The organism is Pseudomonas sp. (assembly GCF_035512415.1).
Taxonomy (GTDB): domain Bacteria; phylum Pseudomonadota; class Gammaproteobacteria; order Pseudomonadales; family Pseudomonadaceae; genus Aquipseudomonas.
This window is the reverse complement of record NZ_DATKDZ010000043.1, coordinates 208027-226646: the sequence shown is the minus strand read 5'-3', so window position 1 is coordinate 226646 and position 18620 is coordinate 208027. Positions and strand designations below refer to the sequence as shown.

The following is an 18620-nucleotide window of genomic DNA, read 5'->3' as shown; positions in this document are numbered from 1 at the left end:
GGTGAGAGCCGGTAGCTGTAATACGAGAGATTATTCGTTAATGTATTCATGATCAGGATTCTATCCATTACAACTTGGGAGTCAAGCCATGTCCCGGTGGTTACACACGCAGACCAGCATTTCTCTAGCGTTGGCGATGCAGGCGCTGCAGGCGCTGCAGGCCGCGCTGAACGAGGCCGAGTCGTTGCAGGTAAAGGTCAGCATCGCGATCCTCGACGCCGCGGGGCAATTGCTGCATATGGCCCATATGGAGGGCGCACCAGGCCTGAGCCGGGAGATTGCCCGGCGCAAGGCCGCCACTGCAGTCGCGTTCGGCGTGTCCACCGCGGCCTGGGAGGAACGCTTGCCGCGCTGTTCGCCAGCGGTGCGTCAGGGATTGCCGTTGCAGGAAGGGCTTGCACTTTTCGGCGGTGGCGAGCCGTTTCTGGTTTCCGGTTGCGTGGCCGGAGGGATTGGAATATCTGGCGCTTCAGAGCAGCTGGACGCCCAGTGTGCGCAGGCTGCCGTGCGTTGCGTGGAAAGGCTGCTGGCAAGCGATTGAAATTATCGTGGCACTAGCAGTCAAGGCGTGGGCAGTTTTGGACAAGACTGACGCTTGCTCCTAGGTTCTAAATATAGACAAGCAGAGTGTTGCACTGGACGCCACCGCTACCCCAGCGAGCATCGCTTCTTTGAAATCTAAGGTCGCCGCATATGATCAATATCGAAACGCCCACCTACTACACCGCTACCAAGAAATACGACCTCAGCTTCCCCATGCTCGAGGCGGATATCGAGGCCGACGTTGTGGTAATCGGTGGTGGCTTCTCCGGTATCAATACCGCGCTGGAACTGGCGGAGAAGGGCTTCACCAATATCGTCGTGCTGGAAGGGCGCTATCTGGGTTTTGGCGGTACCGGTCGCAACGGCGGGCAGATAATGGCGGGTATCGGCCATGACCTGGAGAAGATCCGCAAGGATGTCGGTGAAGAGGGCCTGCGCGCGATTTTCGAGATCAGCGACCAGGGTGCCGAGATCATCAAGAGCCGCATCGAGAAGTACGATATCGATGCCGACTTCTGTCATGGCTACGGTTACATGGGCTTCAACGCCCGCCAGGAGAAAACCCTGGCGGTCTGGGAGAAGGAGTTCAAGGCGCTCAGCCCGCAGCATGAAATTCGCCTGTTGGTGGGCTCCGAACTGAAGCAGATCATTGGCTCCGACGCTTACAGCAGCGGCCTGATGCATATGGGTGCCGGTCATGTGCACTCGCTCAACCTGCTGCTGGGCGAAGCCAAGGCGCTGGCCAGCCATGGGGCGAAGATCTTCGAGTACAGCCCGGCCCTGGAAGTGACCTATGGCGAGCGCGTCACCGTGCGCACGGCTAAGGGCTCGGTCAAGGCCAGCAAGCTGCTGTGGGCCTGCGACAGCTTCCTCAACAAGCTGGAGCCGGAGCTGCACAAGAGCACGATCAATACCTTCGCCTTCCAGATGATGACCGAGCCGCTGTCGGACGATTTGATTGAGCGGATCAGCCCGATCCGCGGTGCCTACAGCGATATCCGTCCGGTTATCGACTATTACCGCGTAACCAAGGAAAACCGACTGCTGTTTGGGGCGGCGACACCTTTTATCGAGCATATTCCTGGTGACCTCAAGGCCTGGAACCGCAACCTGATGCTGAAAATTTTCCCCTACCTCAAGGACGTGAAGATCGACCTGGCTTGGGGCGGGCCGATGGCCTGCAGCCCCAATCTGTTTCCCCAACTCGGATCACTGCCGAACCATCCGAATGTGTTTTTCGTCCAGGGCTATTCAGGCTTCGGTGTTACCCCCAGCCACATCATCTGCAAGGTGCTGGCCGAGGGCATGAGCGAAGGCTCGGCGCGCTACGACCTGATCAGCTCGGTACGGCGCACCCAGGTGCTGGGTAAAGACCAGATTCGTCCGCTGCTGCTCACCGCCGGCAAGTGTTGGCACCAGCTGTCCGGCTACTGGAATGGTCGCCGCTGATCCATCTCTTCACTCAATCATTCAAAAAGAGGAAAGACCGAATGACACCTATCAAACAAGGCACCACTTTCACTGAGCTGGACGCCTGGGGCACTGTGGCCGACCTGGGTTCGGAAATTCTCGAAGGCGAAGGCAAGGCCTTCGGCAAGATGACTTTCGGCGGCCCGACCGACGCGCTCAGCGCCGGCTACTTCGCCGTGACCAAGAGCAAGTTCCGCATGGTCTATCCGTTCAACGAGCAGGCCACGGTGGTGTTCGGTGAGGTCATCCTGACCGACGAAAGCACAGGCCAGAGCACTCGCTACAAGGCCGGCGACAGCTGGTTTGTGACCAAGGGCACCGCGGTGCTCTGGGAGGTGCTCAGCGACAGTTTCACCAAGCACTATATGGCGGCTGTGTAACTTCTCAGCCTCGCCCCTGCTGAGCTTACGAGTGGCAGGGGCAAATCGAGGGTTTTTCCTATGCATGGCATGGAACCGGGGCAGCGGTGCCTCAATACCTTCATTCAGCTGATACCTGCTTCCGGCTGTGTGTTCTATCGCATAGCAGAGCAGCTTGAGCCGCATGGCTTTCTGCTCCAGCAGATGCGTTTGGACATGCACGAGCGTTACCTGGCGCAGTTTCGGCATGTCGACCCGCTGCAACCGCGCAATTGCCAACTGATAGGGCAAAGCGTTGTGCCGCTACGTATGGGGATGATCGCCCAGGATGATTTGGCCAATGGTCGCTATGACGGCTTTCTCCAAGGGTATGGCGTGGTCGATGTGGTGGAGGTGCTGGCCTTCGAGCGGGGGTGCCCAATTGCCGGCATTTCATTGTTGAGAGGCCCTGAGCTTGGTCTCTTTGAACCGCATGAGCTGGCTCAGTTGCAGGCCTTGCAGGGCATGTTCGAACTTGCGGTGTCTCCGAGACCATCTTGTCCCTCGACGTTGTCGTTGACCGCAAGGGAGTGGCAGGTGGCTGAACTGTTGCGAGACGGCCGCAGTAACAAGGAGCTCGCCCGTCAGCTCGACGTCGGTTTACCTACCATCAAGACGCATCTAATCAACCTGTTTCGTAAGGTCGACGTCAGCAATCGCACGGAGCTGGTGGCAACTCTTTTCCTGTAAACCGCATGTTGGCGGTGCATTGTTTCAGTTGCCCTGCGGAGCCAGTTCTCGCCTGGTGCTATCGCTCCCGGCTCATGCCGGTAATTGACCACTGTTGTTGGCTCGATTGGCCCTGTTGCGTGATGACATCTCCTCAACCATCCGGTTGATGGTGGCGAGAGTTTCTTGGGCGCACTATGCAAAAAAACAAAGAGGAGACTGCTTCATGAGTAATCAATCCGAGTGGATCACAGTGGGTGAGCTGGCCGATAGTTTTGCCCCGGCGGCCTTTATCCTGCCGAACCTGGCCGATCTTGCAGGCAAGAGTTTTACCCTGAATTTCTCCAATGGCTGGCAAATCGCTCATCAGTTCGAGGCCGAGCGCCTGACCTGGGTCGCCGCTGATGGCCACTCGCAAGGCAGCGCCCCTTATCGCGCTACCTCGGTGCGTCCGGGCATCTACCTGGTCGATTTCGTCAAGAATGAAAACGGTCAGGACTGGTCCATCAGCTTGGTACTAGATATCGGCAGCGCGTCCTTTACCGCCGTCATCGGGCGCATGCCGAGTGCCGAAACCACCCGTGAAGGGCTATACAGCCGTGCTCTGGCCGGGCAGGCCCTGACCGGTGTCGAGGTCGAGTTCCTCCAAGGCACGCTGGACAAGCCCTGGCAGGAAGGCGCCTGCCCGCACGCGCCGACCAGCGAACTGGTGGGCCTGCGTAACCTGTATCGCTATAGCCCGACAGAGGTCTACGAACATATCTACCTCAATGAGGGTTTCTACAGTTGGCAGTGCCTGAAGGGAGGGGAGGTTGGGCTGTGTGACACCGACCGCTGCCACTACTACAAGATTGCCGATCAGCTCTATCTGTTCGTCTGGCGTGAGAAGATCGTGCCGACTCTTGGCCTGGTCATGATCGACATGATCCAGCATCGCAGTGACGGCAAGATCTTCGGGTATGCGGGCGGTGGTTTCGAAGAGCTGTCCAACTTCCCGGTGGCCTCCTACTGCAGCGTGCTCAACCGCACCGAGTACCCCGATGAGTGAGGCGAAGACCATCGTCATCACCGGTGCCGGCACGGGCATCGGTGAGGCCTGTGCCCGTCGCCTGGCTGATGAAGGTCACAATCTGGTGCTGATTGGTCGCCGTCGTCAGCCCTTGGAGCAGGTTGCTGCTCAAACTGGTGGTCTCGTGCTGGTCGGTGATGCGGCCAGCAGTGCATCCTGGAGCGACTTCATCGACGAGATTCGTGCTCGTTTCGGTGGCATCGATGCGCTGTTGGCCTGTGCGGGTGGGCTCGGTCAGGGGGCTATCACTGAAACCTCCGACGAGGCCTGGCAGACAGCGATGCGCAGCAATCTCGACAGCGCTTTCCAGAGCGCTCGTGCTTGCCTGCCGTTGCTGATCGAGCGCCGTGGCAGCATCGTCCTGCTGGGCTCCATCGCTTCGCTGGCGGCCGGCCCGCAGGTATGCGGGTACACCACCGCCAAGCATGCGCTGCTGGGGCTCAATCGCTCTCTGGCTCGGGACTACGGTCCCATGGGGGTGCGGGTCAACTGCGTTTGCCCCGGATGGGTAAGAACGCCGATGGCAGACGAGGAGATGCAGCCTCTGATGCAGCATTTCGGCGAAGACCTCGACGCCGCTTATGCCAGGGTGACCGCCGATATTCCGCTGCGCCGCCCGGCCAGTGCTCAGGAGATCGCAAGCGTTTGTCGCTTCCTGATCAGCGATGAGGCATCCATCATCACCGGAGCCACCATCGTCGCCGACGGCGGCTCTAGCATTGTCGATGTACCGACATTGGTCTATGACCGCCTGGGAGGTGCCTGATGGCCACGCAATTCGATTTCAGCGGGCAGACGGTGCTGGTCACCGGCGGTGCCCAGGGCATCGGGCGCGGCATTGTCGAGGGTTTCGCCGCCAGCGGGGCCAAGGTGTTGATCGCCGATCTGCAGTTGCAGCCAGCGCAAGCACTGGCCCGCGAGCTGCAGGCTAAAGGTTGCGAGGCGCAGGCGCTGGGGATCGACCTGGCCGACCATACGGCCATCGCCGCGTTGCTGGCCGGGCTTGAGCGTCTCGATATTCTGGTGCACAACGCCGGCTACTTTCCGTTGACCCCATTTGCCGAGATCACTCCGGCGATTCTCCAGCGTACCTTGTCAGTGAATCTCAGTGCGCTGTTCTGGCTTACTCAGGGAGCGTTGCCGTTTTTCGAACGCGAGGGCAGGGGATGTGTGTTGGTGACTTCTTCGGTCACAGGCCCACGGGTCGCCTATCCAGGGTTGAGTCACTATGCGGCGTCCAAGGCCGGGGTCAATGGCTTCATTCGTAACGCTGCGTTGGAGTTGGCTGGACGAGGCATACGCGTCAACGGTGTAGAGCCGGGCATGATCCGGACACCGGCAATGAACAACCTCGGCGATGCTACTTATAGCGCGGATATCGCCCGCGGCGTGCCGCTGGGCCGTCTCGGTGAGCCGGAGGATATTGCCGGGGCCATGCTCTTTCTCGCCTCGGAGCACGCCAGCTATATCACTGGCCAGACCATCATCGTCGATGGCGGTGCAACGCTGCCGGAAACCATGGCCGCGCTGGACTGAGTCACGCACCAACGGAAAGTACGAGCCCTGGATGCCCTGCGTACCCGGGTTTTTTCATTTGCTCAATGCGCCGAACCTAGGCTGTCCAGAAATGCACCGGCGCGGTAGTCCTTGGGCGACAGCTCGAACTGCTTCTTGAAGGCGCGGCTGAAGTGAGCAGAGTCGGTGAAGCCCCACTTGTAGGCGATGGCGGTGATCGACTCGCGCTTGAGGTGCGGGTTGCTCAGGTCACTGGCACTGCGCTGCAGGCGGGTGCGCTGGATATAACGGCAGACGCTGTCGCCCTGTTCCTCGAACAGCCGGTAGAGCTGGCGCACGGAAATGTGCAGGCGCTTGGCCAGGGCTACGGGGCTGAGGCTGGGCTGGGTCAGCGATTCCTCGATCAACTGCTGGGCCTGCCTGCGCAGGCTGTTGCCCGCTATCGAGTCGGCGATTTCCGCCTGGCGCTCACGCTGCTCAAGCGCCGGGACGAGCAGGCTGGTGAAGGCCGCCAGCATGGCCTGGGCCTCGTTGTTGTCGGTTTGAGTGCCTTCTTCGTTCATATACAGCTGGTCGATCAGCAGGCGCAGCATACGGCCGCTGCTGCAATGGGCGGAAGCTTTGCCGAATAGCGGGCGATCGCACTGGAAGGATTTCAGCACCTGCTGGCGAGGAAGGTGCAGCGAGGCATGCTCGATCAGGCCGTGGGGGGTGATCTCGCAGGAGCCCAGCGAATCCATCAGCACCAGATCACCAGGAACGAGATCCAGGGTCACGCCGTTCTGGGTAATCCGCGCACAGCCGCTGCGTTGGCTGACCAGGAAGCAGTAGCGGTCGTCGTCGCGGTCTGCCTTGGTATTACGCGAGATCAGCCCGGCGTTGGTCTTCAGGTGCGCCAGGGTCAGGCCGGCGTGCTCCTTGGCGTAGACATCGCCGATAAACAGAGCGCTATTGAAGGCCAGCCGGGTTTCATAGTTACCGCAAACCGACTGCATCGAGCGTTGCCAGTTCTCGAGGGTGCTGGGTGTGATGTGCTGTGCGTGCATGGCAATCTCCGGATCTCGTTAACATGTTACTGAACGAAGCAGGAAGGCTTTCGTTAATATGTTAAGCATGTTCCGTGCCGCTGCCTTTCAGGTTGTCCTGCTTTGAGGTTTTAGGCTGTCTGGATCGGGCTTTTTGGCCGGTTTTCCGGGCATGGGCGGGCGTGCCGGGCGCATGGGTTCGGTGCGCAATCTGTTACCCCTGCATCGATTTCACGCACTGGCCGTTGCGGGCGCGCTGGCGCGGTCGATCAAGGGCGTTGGCAAGTGCGGACAAGCATTGCGTGCCCCTGGTCGTCCCTAATTGGCCTGTCATCGTTAGCCATGGCCGGAGATCCCGGGGAGGGGGCTGGCACCGGCAGCGGTGGCAGCGTCCCGTATGGCGGGGCGGATACCTTGATGGCCGTCATGTCCTGCGGTCTGGTCAGAACAACAAGGGGAGCATCCCATGCACCAAGAACGTCGTTGTCTATCCATTTCCAAAGCCGTGTGCCTGGCCGTCGCAGCCCTTGCTGCCGGTCAGTCCCAGGCTTACGAGTTCTATAACCAGGGCGAGACGAAGCTGAATGCAGACTTCCTCGCGGTATATGGCTGGTTCAACAGCCGCAAGAGCTATGACGGCAGCAGCAGCGGTGCCAGTTGGCGCGAAGGCTTCGTCAAGTACGGGATCAGCGCCGAGCAGGGCCTGGCGGGCCACGGCACGGCCTACGGCGCGCTCAACTGGGTCAGCTCCGGCACCTGGGGCGATGGCGATGCCGCTGGCCTCAGTGACGGTTCCGAACGCGCCACCAAGATCGAGGATGCCTACCTGGGCTGGCGCTCCGGCGGGCTTTTGCCGATGCTGGGCGAGGACGGCCTGGATATCTCCTTTGGCCGGCAGGTGGTACAGATTGGTGACGGTTTCATCATCAACGACGACGGTCTGAATATCGGCAAGGGTGTGGCGGACGGCGAGTTGAACCGCGGTGGCGGCTACTATCTGGCTGCGCGGCGCGCCTTCGACCAGACCGCGGTGGTGCGCATCGGCGGCCAGGAAGGGCTGCATGGCGACCTGATGTGGTTGAAGTCGGATAACCGCGCCCAGGCCAAAACCGAACTGGCCGCCGCTACGCTGGCGTACACTGCCGAACCGGGCACCCTGGCCATGACTTATATCCATGGCCTGGATGTGGATGATGCCTATGCCAGCGAATTCCAGCAGCAGCGCGATGGCATGGATATCTATAGCCTGCGCGGAGCGGGCAATGCCGGTATCGAGAATGCCAACTTCGCCTTCGAATACGCCTGGCAGAACAAAGACGCGGGTGCAGAGAAAGCCTGGTACGCCGAGGCCGGCTATACCTTCGCCGATGTCGCCTGGTCGCCCAACCTGACCTACCGCTACAGCCGCTACTCGGAAGGCTGGGATTCGATGTTCAACGGCTTCAGCCGTTACGGCACCTGGTTCCAGGGTGAGGTGGCGGCCAACTATGCCGGCCCGTTCAACAGTAATACCCGGATCCATCATGTCGGCTTCAAGGTCAACCCCCTGGAGACCCTGACTCTTGGGGCGCTGTACTTCGACTTCGATACGCTCAATACCCGCGAAAATCCGAACATGGGCGGCCGCGAGCTGGATCTGTATGCCGAGTGGGTGGTCACTGACAACCTGATCATCAGCCCGCTGATCGGCCTCTACCAGCCCGACAAGAGCCTGGTAAACGGTGGCCTGCAGGGCGGCGGTAACGGCACTAACGTCTACAGCCAGCTGACGGTGGCGGTACCCTTCTAAACCTTCGCCCCGGCAGCCGGTCAAACACGGCTGTCCGGGGCGCGGTGCTTACACTTTGGCACTGCACTGCTGCGTTATTCTTGAGTATGCCGAGATTTTGCTCAGAGGGTGATGATCGCCCGGTCGGCGACGCCGCAACGCTTGATCTCGGTGGACCTCAGCGTCGGCAGCCGACTGCCGGCCTACTGCACTTCCATGGGCTGCATTCTGCTTGCCGGTCTCGATGATTTAGCCCTGGATGACTATCTGGAGCACGCCGATCTACAGGTGAGGACCAGTCGCACCATTCATACGGTCGAAGGCCTGCGCGCAAATATCGCCGAGATCCGCCAGCAGGGCTGGGTGATCATCGATCAGGAGCTTGAGATAAGGAACTTCGCTCTCCGTCTTGGCTGAAATTGCAGGGCAATCGTTCACAAGGAAAAGTCCGAGTCCGTGCGCATCAAGTCGTCTGCCGGCTTCCAGTAAGGGCGGTACTCTTCGATATAGCCATGGTTCTGGAGCGTTTGGATATCGCACGCGCCGGTCTCCTGTGGCTTTCCCAGGGAAATATCGATCAACGATGCGCGCAGCAACTACGAGCAGATCCGCGAATCGATGGACGTTATCGCCGAGATGAACACGATCATCGTTACTGTTGCCGAGGAAGAGTATCTGGCCGGAGCTATCAACCTGCATCTCAGTCAAACTCACCACAGTACACCGCGCTGGCAGGATTCTCCGATGCGTATCGCCTGATAACGTTGCGTTCTATAACCTGAAGAGGGCGCAATCATAGGCTGGAGGACCAGCCCGCATGCCCCAGTTCCCGGGATATATCGTGACTGGCGGCGAGCAGGGTCGTGAGAAAGCCCTGCTGAGCAATCTGCGTATCCATCACCGCGTCCGGGCCGGACAGGTTGATAGCGGCCACTATGCTGCCGCTGTGGTCGCGAATGCCGGTAGCGATGGCGGTGGAGTAGTCGGAGCGGTGTAGCACCCAGCCGCGCTGGCGATCCTCGGCGATAAGCTGCTGCAGTTCCGGCAGGGTGCGCGGTGCCGGCGGTGGGTAGTCGTCCAGGCGGATGTGCTGGTAGAGCGCACTCAGTTGCGCTTCGCTTAAACCACTCAGCAGCACCCGGCCCAGGGCCGTGCTGTGGCAGGGCAGGCGGGTGCCCACGGGGATGTTCACCGCCAGGCGTTGCGGGGCCAGGGCGCGGTAAAGGTAGAGGCTGTCGGTCTGCTCGCGGATGCTCAGGTGGCAGGACAGCGACGTGCGGTCGCGCAGGTCATTGAGATGGGCCATGGCCACTTCGACCAGGTCACGGCTGGCGAGGTAGGCAAAGCCATCGGATATCACCTGCGGGCCCAGCTCGAAGGCATTGCGCCCGATCTTGCGCAGGTAGCCCATGTCCGCTAGGGTCTGCACGATGCGGTATACGGCCGAGGGGCTGACACCGAGGCGCTCGGCCATGTCGTTCATGCCCAGACTGCGTTCGCGGGCGCTGAACATGCCGAGGATGCTCAGCCCGCGTTGCAGCGCCGGCACGCGGTAATCGGTGCCCGGGTCCGGGGTTTCGATGGCGCTCATTGATCTCCTCCTACAGGTTCGACGTAGCCGTCCGGTGCAAAACCGCCTGGTGGACAGAAAAGCGCTGTCCACCCTACGGGGTGTGCGCATCGGCGTAGGGCGGGTTAGGCGCATGCCGAAGAAGTTAGCCCGCCCACTATTTTCCCCTGCGCCGTAACCCGCCACCGAAGCAATACGGGATATCGCCTAGTGGGTGACGGGCTGCGGGCTTTAGGCCAGCAAGGTTTCCAGCGCCACCGGCTGGCCGCCGAACTCCGCCATGGCATCCAGCATGGCGGCGCGGAAGTACTCCAGCGACGCGCGGTCGCAGAGGATGTGGAACAGTGGCAGTTCGCCTGCGCCTGCGTTGATCACGATAACGTTGAGCCGCGCCGCCGAGGTTTGCGCCACATGGCCGACGGGGAAGGCCTGGGGGCGCAGGTCGACGCCGCACAACTTGGCCATCACCTCGGCGAGGTGCTGGCCAGAGAGCTGCAGCCAGGCGTGACTGTCCTGGCGCGGCAGCAGGTAGTTGCCCAGCTCGCTCAACTGCCAACCAGCTTCCTCGGCGGCAATGCGCTCGCCTCGGTCGGCCAGGCTGCCCAGCAGCAGGTACTCGGTCTGCGACAGGCGCGCCACCAGCACGCCGTCGCCCTGGGGCAGCGCCCGGTTGGGTGCCGCCGGCAGCTGATAGCCGCGTTCGCTGAGCCAGGCGGTGGTGTCAACGCCGCGAAAACCCACGCGCGGTAGGTCGGTGAAATCGATAAGCGCACAGCGCTCGAGGGTGTTGAGGCTGGTCATGGCTCAGAGCTCCTGGCGCAGGTTCTGTGGATCGTAGAAGGGCAGTTGCACCACGTTGGCCTGGACTACAAGGCCGCCCTCGACGCGAATGGGTATCTGCATGCCCGGCTCGGCCTGGTCGGTAGCGGCGTAAGCCAGGCCGATGATCTGGCCGAGGCTGGACGAGTACTCGCAGGAGGTGACGTTGCCGCTGATATCCGCCCCCTTGAGCACCAGGTGGCCTTCCAGCGGTTGCGGGCTGTCCTTGGGCAAGGTGAAACCCACCAGCTTGCGCTTGAGCGGTTGCGCCTCAAGGATTTCGATGGAGCGCTTGCCGACGAAGAACGGCTTCTTGCGGCCGATGGCCCACTGCATATCGATTTCCCCGGGGTGGGTCATGCCATCGGTGTCCTGGCTGATGATCACGTGGCCTTTCTCCAGACGCAGCAGGCGCTGGGTCTCGACGCCGAAGGGGCGGATGCCGAATGCGCCACCGGCGGCTATCAGCACGTCCCATAGGCGTTCGGCATGGCGGGCCGGCACGTGGATTTCATAGCCCAGTTCGCCGACGAAACCGACGCGCAAAAGGCGTGCCGGAATGTCCACCACGGTGCCGCTGCGTACCCCCATGTAAGGGAAGGCCTCGGGGCTGAGATCGACGTCCTCGCAAACCTTCTCCAGCACCTGGCGCGATAGTGGCCCGGCCAGGTTTACCGCGGCGATGGCGGCGGTGACGTTGGCAATGTCGACGTTCAGACGCCACTGGGCGTTCCACTTGAGCATCTGCTGGTAGATGCGGTCGACGCCGCTGGTGGTGGCGGTGACGTAGAAGTGGTTGTCGGCCATGCGTGCGCACACGCCGTCATCGATCACTACGCCATGCTCATTGGTCATCAGCGCATAGCGGGTGCGGGCGATGGGCTGCTTCTTGAACGGCAGGGTGTACATCCGCTCCAGCAGTTCGGCGGCATCCGGGCCGCGCACATCAAGGCCGCCCAGGGTCGACACGTCGATCAGGCCGACCCGCTCGCGCACATGGCGGGCTTCCTCCTGCATGCAGCGCTCGCGATCCTCGGCTTTGCCGTAATAGGCCGGGCGCTGCCAGATGCCGGCGGGCATCATCTTCGCCCCGGCCTGGACGTGGCGACGATGCATCGGGGTTTGCCGGTAGGGGTCAAAGGCGCGACCGGCGACGTGGGCGAGTTTCTCCGCCTCGAACGGCGGGCGCGCGGTGGTCACGCCGGTTTCGCCAATGCTGCGCTGGGTTGCCCGGGCCACCAGCCGGGCCGTGGGCAGTGCCGAGTGACGGCCCTGGGACGGGCCCATGCCAACGGTGGAGAAGCGTTTGACCAGTTGCACGTCGCGGTAGCCGATGCGGGTAGCGTTGATGATGTCACGCACCTGCAGGTCTTCATCGAAGTCGACAAAGTCCTTGCCCTTGGGGTGAGGGAAGATCGGCCAGTCGAAGTTGACCCGCGCTTCGCCGCTGAAGGCCCGCTCGCCGATCCCCGCATCGAGGCCGAGGGCAGCCACGGCGCGGGCGGCGGCGAGGGTGCCGTCGAGCAGTACGTTGTCCAGGCTGTGGTGACCATTGGCCGAACCGGCCACGGCCAGCCCCTGCGGCAGCCCGCTGATGGCGAACTCGGCTTTCTGCTCGTCATAGGCCAGCTTGCCGCCGGCCTGACAAAGCAGCTGGTAGACCGGCATATAGCCGGCCGACATGCACAGCAGGTCGCAATCGAGTTGCAGGCCCTGTTCGGCCACCTGGCCCTGGGCGGTGATGCGGCGGATATCCACGCCACTGACGTGGCGCATGCCTTTCTCGTGCAGCGCCTCGAACACGGTGCTGCCGAGGTGGCAGACAATGCCCTGTTTTTCCACGGCATTCTGAACGGCAATATCGGCCGGTTGCTGGCGCATGTCCACCAGGGCGGCGACCTGCACGCCTTGTTCATGCAGGTCGAGGGCAGCCAGGTAACCGTCGTCGTTGCCGGTCAGCACCACGGCGCGCTGGCCGGGTTTGACCGCATAGAGGCGCATCAGGCGCTGGGCGGCGCTGGCCAGCATGACGCCGGGCAGGTCGTTGTTGCGAAACACCACCGGCTGGTCGAAGGAGCCGGCGCTGACGATGCACTGCAGGGTGCGCACCTTGTACATGCGCCGGCCCTGGATCACCGGCAGGTAGTTGTCGCTGAACCAGGCGTTGCAGGTGGCCTGCTTGAGCACCTGGATATTGGCGTGGCCTTCCACGGCGGCCACCAGCTCACGGCGCAACTGCTCGGCGCGGGTGCCTTCGACATCGAAGCGGGCATAGGTCAGCGAGCCACCGAGTAACGCCTGCTGCTCGATCAGCAGCACCTTGGCTCCGGCATTGGCGGCGATCAGCGCGGCTTGCAGGCCGGCGGGGCCGGCACCGATTACGGCGAGGTCAACGAACAGGTAGGCCTTGTCGTAGTACTGCGGCTGGAACTTGAGGTCGAGCACGCCGAGACCGGCCTTCTTGCGGATCAGCGGTTCCCAGACCTTCCACATGCCCTTGGGCTTGTAGAAGGAGCGGTAGTAGAAACCCACCGGCATAAACTTTGAGAACTTGCCCAGGTAGGCGTCGCGGTCGTTATCCAGCGAGCCATTGAAGTTCTGCCCGGTTACGTCCAGACCCGCGCTGAGCGGGTGGGCATCGGCCAGCACGTTGGGCTCGTCGGGCAGCTGCACCAGGGTATTGGCATCCTGCCCGGCCATGGTCAACGGGCCGCGCGGGCGGTGGTACTTGAACGAGCGCGAGAGCAGCCAGCGGCCATTGGCGAGCAGGGCGCTGGCGATGCTGTCACCGGCAAAACCCTGGTGATCGCTGCCGTCGAAGCGGAAGGCCAAAGGCTGATCGCGGTCGATCAGCAGGCCCATGGGGGCGGGGAGGCGGCTCATCCGGCGATCTCCTGTGTTGGCGGGGCGAACTCGACCCGCTGAGTAAAGATTTCCTTCGCATCGAAGGTACGAATGATCTGATCGGTAACGGTGTGGCGTTCGGCCAGGAACCAGTAGCTGGAGGCGTTATGCAGCCACCATTCGCGGACTACGCCGGCGCTGTTGTCGCTGTTGAACACGTAGTCGGCCCACTCGGCGTCGCTGCAGCTGGCCGGGTCGGGCATATGCTTGAATTCGCCGCCGTAGGTGAATTCGCTGATATTGCGTGGCCCGTTGAGCGGGCAATTCATGATCTTCATGGTTATCCCCTCAGTGGCTGGCCGCCGTGGCACCCATTTCGTTGACCTGCTGAAAGCTGCTGAAGCGATCCAGGGCGAAGGGCTTGATCAGCTCCGGCACCTTGCCGCCGCTGGCCACCAGCTCGGCCATGGTCTTGCCGCAGATGGGCGTAGCCTTGAAACCCCAGGTGCCCCAGCCGGCGTCGAGGTAGTAGTTCTGCACCGGCGACAGACCCATGATCGGGCTGTAGTCCGGGGTCATATCGGTGATCCCGGCCCATTGGCGCATCAGCTTGGCGTTGGCCATAAAGGGGAACATCTCGATGGCGTGGGCCAGCAGGCTTTCCTTGAGGTCCAGGGTCGAGCGGGAGTTGTACAGCGGGTAGGGGTCGGAACCGCCGCCGAAGACAATCTCGCCGCGGCTGGTCTGCTGCACATAGCAGTGCAGGGCGGACGAACTCACCAGCGGGTCGAGGAAGGGCTTGAACGGCTGGGTCACCATGGCCTGCAGCGGGTAAGTCTGGATCGGCGCGCGGATCCCGACCTTGGCCAGCATCAGCGAGCTGTGCCCGGCGATGGCCTGCACCGCGCAGCCGCATTGCACCGTGCCGCGGTTGGTCTTCACCGCGGTGATGCGGCCGTTCTCCACCACCAGGTCCAGCACTTCGGTGAGCTGGTGGATCTCCACCCCGCGCTTGGCCGCCTGCTTGGCGTAGCCCCAGGCCACGGCGTCGTGGCGGGCGGTGGCCCCGTCGATATGCCAGAGCCCGGCGATCACCGGCAGATGGCCGGGGTCGAGATTGAGGGTCGGCACCAGCTCGCGGATCTGCTGGCGGTCGATCATCTCGGTGCGTCCGCCAAAGTGCTTGTTCACCTCGGCGCGTTGGCGAAAGGCGCGCACGGTGGCATCCGTGTGGGCCAGGGTCAGTTGGCCGCGCTCGGAATACATGATGTTGAAGTCGAATTCGTTGGCCAGGTTCTGGAACATCTTCACCGACTCGGCGTAGAAGCTTACGCCCTCGCTGGTGAGGTAGTTGGAGCGGATCACCGCGGTGTTGCGCGCGGTGTTGCCGCTGCCCAGGTAGGACTTCTCCAGCACCGCGACATTGGTGATGCCGTGGTACTTGGCCAGGTAATAGGCAATCGCCAGGCCATGGCCGCCGCCACCGATGATCACCACGTCATAGGCCTTCTTCAGTTCCCGCGGTGCGGGCAGGTCGACCTCCACCGGGTACTCGGCGCTCAGGCCGTATTTCAGGAGATTAAAGGGCATGACGCCTCCGAAAGCTGGGGTTGCGAAACTAAAGTCGGGCGCTGAAGGCGGGCGGCGGTAACGGTGTTCTTCATCAGGTAGGCGATGGTCATGGGGCCGACGCCGCCGGGTACCGGGGTGATGGCCGAAACCTGGCTAAGGGCGCTGTCGAAGTCGACATCACCGACCAGGCGGCTCTTGCCGTCTTCCTCGATGCGGTTGATGCCGACATCGATAACCACCGCGCCGGGCTTGAGCCAACTGGCATCCACCAGGCGCGGTTTGCCCACGGCGGCGACCAGAATGTCGGCCTGGCGGCACAGCTCGCGCAAATTGCTGCTGTGTGAATGCACCACCGTCACCGTGCAATGGGCCTTTAGCAGCAGCGCGGCCATGGGTTTGCCGACGATATTGGAGCGGCCGATCACCACCGCATGCTTGCCGGCAAGGTCGCCACAGTTGTCCTGCAACAGGCGCATGCACCCGGCCGGGGTGCAGGGCGTCAGCACCTCGCGGCCCTGACTAAGGCCGCCGACGTTCTCGGCATGGAAACCATCAACATCCTTCAACGGGTCGATGGCCTGCAGTACGCGGTGCTCGTCGATATGTTTGGGCAACGGCAGCTGAACCAGAATGCCGTTAACCGCCGGGTCGGCGTTAAGCCGTTCGATCAACTCAAGCAGGGCGGCTTCGTCGGTCTCGGCCGGCAGCTTGTGTTCGATTGAGCGAATACCGGTTTCCTCGGCGCGCAACACCTTGTTGCGCACATAAACCTGGCTGGCCGGGTCGCTGCCCACCAGCACCACGGCCAGCCCCGGCTGAATGCCGACGCGCATAAGTTGCTCGACCTCGATGCGGACTTCGCGCAAAACCCGCGTAGCGGCGGCCTTGCCGTCGATGATTTTCACGCTGGAGAGGCTGTTCACCGGAAGATCACCGTACGGTCTTGGTTAAGGAAAACCCGGTGTTCGAGGTGGTATTTCACCGCCTTGGACAGGGCTACGGTTTCGGTATCGCGGCCGATGGCCACCAGATCGTCGGGCAGGTAGGCGTGGTCCACACGCTGCACTTCCTGCTCGATGATCGGGCCTTCGTCCAGATCCGAGGTGACGTAGTGGGCGGTGGCCCCGATCAGCTTGACCCCACGCTCGTAGGCCTGGTGATAGGGCTTGGCACCCTTGAAGCCGGGCAGAAAGGAGTGATGGATATTGATCGCGCGCCCCGACAGTTGTTTGCACAGGTCATCGGAGAGGATTTGCATATAGCGGGCCAGCACCACCAGCTCGGTATGGGTCTCGTCGACGATCTTCATCAGCGCCGCTTCCTGCTCCGCTTTGCTGTCCTTGGTCACCGGCAGGTAGATAAAGCGAATGCCCTCGCGCTCGGCCATGGGCCGCAGGTCGAGGTGGTTGGAGACGATAGCGGTGATTTGCATGTCCATCTCGCCCTTGTGGTGGCGATAGAGCAGGTCGGTCAGGCAGTGGTCGAACTTGCTCACCATCAGCAACACGCGCATGGGCGTGGCGGTGCTGTGCAGTGTCCACTGCATATCGAAGCGCTGGGCCACTGCCACAAAGCCTTGCTCGACTTCGTCGATATCACCCTCGTAGCTGTCGTTAAAGCGAAACACCGCGCGCATAAAGAAGCGGCCGCTGGTCTCGTCGTCGAATTGCGACATTTCACTGATGTAGCAACCCTTGTCCGCCAGGTAGGTGGTCACCGCCGCCACGATGCCCGAGGCCGCCGGGCAACTGATCTTGATCACGTACTGGTGCTTGGCATGTTGCATATCTATTCCTCTATTGGAGTGGCGGCAGCTCGGCGCAGGGCGTAAATCTTCAAGGGTGAAGCTTGGTTTTATCTGTGATTTATTTTTACTGACAGGAATATAAAATTCCTCAAGCGCTTTTATAGGTGAAGCGAGGTCGCAGGTCTAGCCTGTTATGAAAATTTTTATCCTGGGAGGAAAGTTGTGCGTCGGGTCGTAGGAGGGGTTCAGGGTGGCTGGTGAGTGGGTTGGCTATGTCTGTGCAGCGTGGCAGGGGCGGGTGGGCGTTTGTAGGGTGCGGGTAAGCTCTGCAAAGGTCTGCATGCGGGCTCAGCACTGCCGGTACCGAAGGGCTATAACTGTTGTGGCTCAATGATTTTGGACACCTCAATAGGGCGTTAAGCTTCGCCCAGCAATGAGGTGTTTACGTGACTAGAAGATCATTCAGTACAGATTTCAAACTCGAAGCAGCAGGCCTGGTTCTGGATCAAGGCTATTCAATTCCCGAAGCCTGCAAGTCGATGGGTATAGGCCCGACCGCATTACGTCGATGGGTGGAGCAACTACGCAGCGAGCGTGGCGGCACAACACCCGCGCGCAGCAAGGCCATGACTCCCGAGCAGAAGCGTATACAAGACCTGGAGGCCCAGGTACGGCGCTTGGAGCGGGAGAAAGAGATCCTAAAAAAGGCTACCGCTCTCTTAATGTCGGACTCCCTCGATCAGTAAGCCTGATCGAGGCATTGGGCGAGCGGTATCCACGAGCCGAGCTGTGCCGCGTATTTGACGTAAATCGCAGCAGTGTTTACGACACCTGCACACGACGCCGTCGGATAGATCATCGGCGGGCTGCTCTGCGTCAGCTGGCCACGGAGCTTCATCTACAAAGTCGAGGCTCCGCTGGGGCAGAACATTGTCAGCGGCGCTGCGGATACAGGGTGTCACTGTGGGTCGTTTCCTTGCCGGACGCCTGATGAAAGAGGCTCGGCTGTTCAGTTCGCAATCGCGCAAGCATCGTTATCGTCGAGCTGATGGTGAAAATGCTATCGCGGCGAATGAGCTGGATCGGCAGTTCACAGTGAGCGGCCCCAACCAAGTGTGGTGCGGCGACGTGACCTACATCTGGGCGGGTAATCGCTGGATCTACCTGGCGGCGGTGATGGATCTGTATGCGCGCCGCATCGTGGGCTGGGCGCTATCCAATCGACCAGACTCGCAGCTCACAACGCGAGCTTTGCGCGTGGCCTTTGAGTCCCGTGGTTGTCCGCAGCAGCTGATGTTTCACTCTGACCAAGGCAGCCATTACACCAGCATTGAGTTCCGCCAGATGCTGTGGCGCTACCGAATCAAGCAGAGCATGAGTCGCCGTGGCAACTGCTGGGATAACGCACCGATGGAGCGTTTTTTCAGAAGCCTGAAAACGGAGTGGATGCCGGAGCACGGCTATACCAGCCAAGGCCAGGCTGAGGTGGATGTGCTGCGCTACCTGACGGACTACTACAATCATCAAAGGCCACACAGCTACAACGGATACAAAACGCCAGTGGAAGCCGAATCACTGGCCGGATAGACCTAAACCAGTGTCCAGAATTCG

17 protein-coding genes and 3 pseudogenes are annotated in these 18620 nt (G+C 61.5%); 11 read left to right on the top strand and 9 right to left on the bottom strand.

Annotated features, from left to right (window positions below; all coding sequences use genetic code 11):
• The first annotated feature begins 88 nt into the window (after positions 1-88).
• The 7 genes from VMP31_RS22225 to VMP31_RS22195 all read left to right on the top strand — a co-directional run bounded on the left by VMP31_RS22225 (position 89) and on the right by VMP31_RS22195 (position 5685).
• Positions 89-541, top strand: a complete 453-nt coding sequence (locus VMP31_RS22225) for a heme-binding protein (protein ID WP_325509874.1) — start codon at positions 89-91, stop codon at positions 539-541.
• A 152-nt stretch (positions 542-693) separates the two neighbouring features.
• Positions 694-1992, top strand: coding sequence for an FAD-binding oxidoreductase (locus VMP31_RS22220; protein ID WP_325509873.1), 1299 nt, complete (start codon positions 694-696; stop codon positions 1990-1992).
• A 41-nt stretch (positions 1993-2033) separates the two neighbouring features.
• Entirely contained in the window at positions 2034-2393 is a 360-nt protein-coding gene (locus VMP31_RS22215; protein WP_325509872.1) for a cupin domain-containing protein, read from the top strand.
• A 60-nt stretch (positions 2394-2453) separates the two neighbouring features.
• Complete coding sequence (locus VMP31_RS22210) at positions 2454-3101, top strand: helix-turn-helix transcriptional regulator (RefSeq protein ID WP_325509871.1); 648 nt, start codon at positions 2454-2456, stop codon at positions 3099-3101.
• Between the two features lie 205 nt (positions 3102-3306).
• Complete coding sequence (locus VMP31_RS22205; RefSeq protein ID WP_325509870.1) at positions 3307-4128, top strand: molybdenum cofactor biosynthesis F family protein; 822 nt, start codon at positions 3307-3309, stop codon at positions 4126-4128.
• Positions 4121-4915: an SDR family oxidoreductase gene (locus VMP31_RS22200; protein WP_325509869.1), complete on the top strand. Its 795-nt coding sequence runs from the start codon at positions 4121-4123 to the stop codon at positions 4913-4915. Before VMP31_RS22205 ends, VMP31_RS22200 begins: the two co-directional genes overlap by 8 nt.
• Complete coding sequence (locus tag VMP31_RS22195) at positions 4915-5685, top strand: SDR family oxidoreductase (protein ID WP_325509868.1); 771 nt, start codon at positions 4915-4917, stop codon at positions 5683-5685. The genes VMP31_RS22200 and VMP31_RS22195 overlap by 1 nt, the downstream gene beginning before the upstream one ends.
• Positions 5686-5747: 62 nt before the next feature.
• On the opposite strand, the gene feaR is transcribed toward VMP31_RS22195, so the two are convergent.
• Positions 5748-6710, bottom strand: a complete 963-nt coding sequence (feaR, locus tag VMP31_RS22190) for a transcriptional regulator FeaR (protein WP_325509867.1) — start codon at positions 6708-6710, stop codon at positions 5748-5750.
• Positions 6711-7155: 445 nt separating this feature from the next.
• Here feaR and VMP31_RS22185 point away from each other — a divergent pair, with 445 nt between their 5' ends.
• Both VMP31_RS22185 and VMP31_RS22180 read left to right on the top strand, forming a co-directional pair.
• A complete protein-coding gene (locus VMP31_RS22185; RefSeq protein WP_325509866.1) occupies positions 7156-8478 on the top strand; it encodes a hypothetical protein in 1323 nt (440 codons plus the stop codon).
• 114 nt (positions 8479-8592) lie between these two features.
• Positions 8593-8847, top strand: a pseudogene (locus tag VMP31_RS22180) (IclR family transcriptional regulator domain-containing protein); the annotation flags it as partial.
• Between the two features lie 47 nt (positions 8848-8894).
• On the opposite strand, the pseudogene VMP31_RS22175 reads toward VMP31_RS22180, so the two are convergent.
• Positions 8895-9011: pseudogene (locus VMP31_RS22175) on the bottom strand (DNA mismatch repair protein MutT); the annotation flags it as partial.
• A 64-nt stretch (positions 9012-9075) separates the two neighbouring features.
• On the opposite strand from VMP31_RS22175, the gene VMP31_RS22170 reads away from it, so the two are divergent.
• Positions 9076-9216: a hypothetical protein gene (locus tag VMP31_RS22170; RefSeq protein ID WP_325509865.1), complete on the top strand. Its 141-nt coding sequence runs from the start codon at positions 9076-9078 to the stop codon at positions 9214-9216.
• Positions 9217-9250: 34 nt separating this feature from the next.
• On the opposite strand, the gene VMP31_RS22165 is transcribed toward VMP31_RS22170, so the two are convergent.
• The 7 genes from VMP31_RS22165 to purU form a co-directional block, all read right to left on the bottom strand.
• Positions 9251-10048: an IclR family transcriptional regulator gene (locus VMP31_RS22165; protein WP_325509864.1), complete on the bottom strand. Its 798-nt coding sequence runs from the start codon at positions 10046-10048 to the stop codon at positions 9251-9253.
• Positions 10049-10258: 210 nt separating this feature from the next.
• Entirely contained in the window at positions 10259-10828 is a 570-nt protein-coding gene (locus tag VMP31_RS22160) for a sarcosine oxidase (protein ID WP_325509863.1), read from the bottom strand.
• A 3-nt stretch (positions 10829-10831) separates the two neighbouring features.
• Positions 10832-13729, bottom strand: coding sequence for a 2Fe-2S iron-sulfur cluster-binding protein (locus VMP31_RS22155; protein WP_325509862.1), 2898 nt, complete (start codon positions 13727-13729; stop codon positions 10832-10834).
• A complete protein-coding gene (locus VMP31_RS22150) occupies positions 13726-14028 on the bottom strand; it encodes a sarcosine oxidase subunit delta (RefSeq protein WP_325509861.1) in 303 nt (100 codons plus the stop codon). Before VMP31_RS22150 ends, VMP31_RS22155 begins: the two co-directional genes overlap by 4 nt.
• 10 nt (positions 14029-14038) lie before the next feature.
• Positions 14039-15280 carry an FAD-dependent oxidoreductase gene (locus VMP31_RS22145; RefSeq protein ID WP_325509860.1) on the bottom strand — a complete coding sequence of 414 codons (1242 nt, stop codon included), beginning with the start codon at positions 15278-15280 and terminating at the stop codon, positions 14039-14041.
• The gene (gene folD / locus VMP31_RS22140; protein ID WP_325509859.1) at positions 15262-16185 is read right to left on the bottom strand and encodes a bifunctional methylenetetrahydrofolate dehydrogenase/methenyltetrahydrofolate cyclohydrolase FolD; all 924 of its coding nucleotides are present in this window, start codon (positions 16183-16185) and stop codon (positions 15262-15264) included. Before folD ends, VMP31_RS22145 begins: the two co-directional genes overlap by 19 nt.
• Complete coding sequence (gene purU, locus VMP31_RS22135) at positions 16182-17048, bottom strand: formyltetrahydrofolate deformylase (protein WP_325509858.1); 867 nt, start codon at positions 17046-17048, stop codon at positions 16182-16184. The genes folD and purU overlap by 4 nt, the downstream gene beginning before the upstream one ends.
• A gap of 407 nt (positions 17049-17455) precedes the next feature.
• Between purU and VMP31_RS22130 the strand changes: the two are divergent.
• Positions 17456-18596, top strand: a pseudogene (locus tag VMP31_RS22130) (IS3 family transposase).
• The last annotated feature ends 24 nt before the right edge of the window (positions 18597-18620 follow it).

Coding starts and splice junctions, on each gene's coding strand:
- VMP31_RS22225 (WP_325509874.1), top strand. CDS start 89: ATGTCCCGGTGGTTACACACGCAGACCAGCATTTCTCTAGCGTTGGCG.
- VMP31_RS22220 (WP_325509873.1), top strand. CDS start 694: ATGATCAATATCGAAACGCCCACCTACTACACCGCTACCAAGAAATAC.
- VMP31_RS22215 (WP_325509872.1), top strand. CDS start 2,034: ATGACACCTATCAAACAAGGCACCACTTTCACTGAGCTGGACGCCTGG.
- VMP31_RS22210 (WP_325509871.1), top strand. CDS start 2,454: ATGCATGGCATGGAACCGGGGCAGCGGTGCCTCAATACCTTCATTCAG.
- VMP31_RS22205 (WP_325509870.1), top strand. CDS start 3,307: ATGAGTAATCAATCCGAGTGGATCACAGTGGGTGAGCTGGCCGATAGT.
- VMP31_RS22200 (WP_325509869.1), top strand. CDS start 4,121: ATGAGTGAGGCGAAGACCATCGTCATCACCGGTGCCGGCACGGGCATC.
- VMP31_RS22195 (WP_325509868.1), top strand. CDS start 4,915: ATGGCCACGCAATTCGATTTCAGCGGGCAGACGGTGCTGGTCACCGGC.
- feaR (WP_325509867.1), bottom strand. CDS start 6,710: ATGCACGCACAGCACATCACACCCAGCACCCTCGAGAACTGGCAACGC.
- VMP31_RS22185 (WP_325509866.1), top strand. CDS start 7,156: ATGCACCAAGAACGTCGTTGTCTATCCATTTCCAAAGCCGTGTGCCTG.
- VMP31_RS22170 (WP_325509865.1), top strand. CDS start 9,076: ATGGACGTTATCGCCGAGATGAACACGATCATCGTTACTGTTGCCGAG.
- VMP31_RS22165 (WP_325509864.1), bottom strand. CDS start 10,048: ATGAGCGCCATCGAAACCCCGGACCCGGGCACCGATTACCGCGTGCCG.
- VMP31_RS22160 (WP_325509863.1), bottom strand. CDS start 10,828: ATGACCAGCCTCAACACCCTCGAGCGCTGTGCGCTTATCGATTTCACC.
- VMP31_RS22155 (WP_325509862.1), bottom strand. CDS start 13,729: ATGAGCCGCCTCCCCGCCCCCATGGGCCTGCTGATCGACCGCGATCAG.
- VMP31_RS22150 (WP_325509861.1), bottom strand. CDS start 14,028: ATGAAGATCATGAATTGCCCGCTCAACGGGCCACGCAATATCAGCGAA.
- VMP31_RS22145 (WP_325509860.1), bottom strand. CDS start 15,280: ATGCCCTTTAATCTCCTGAAATACGGCCTGAGCGCCGAGTACCCGGTG.
- purU (WP_325509858.1), bottom strand. CDS start 17,048: ATGCAACATGCCAAGCACCAGTACGTGATCAAGATCAGTTGCCCGGCG.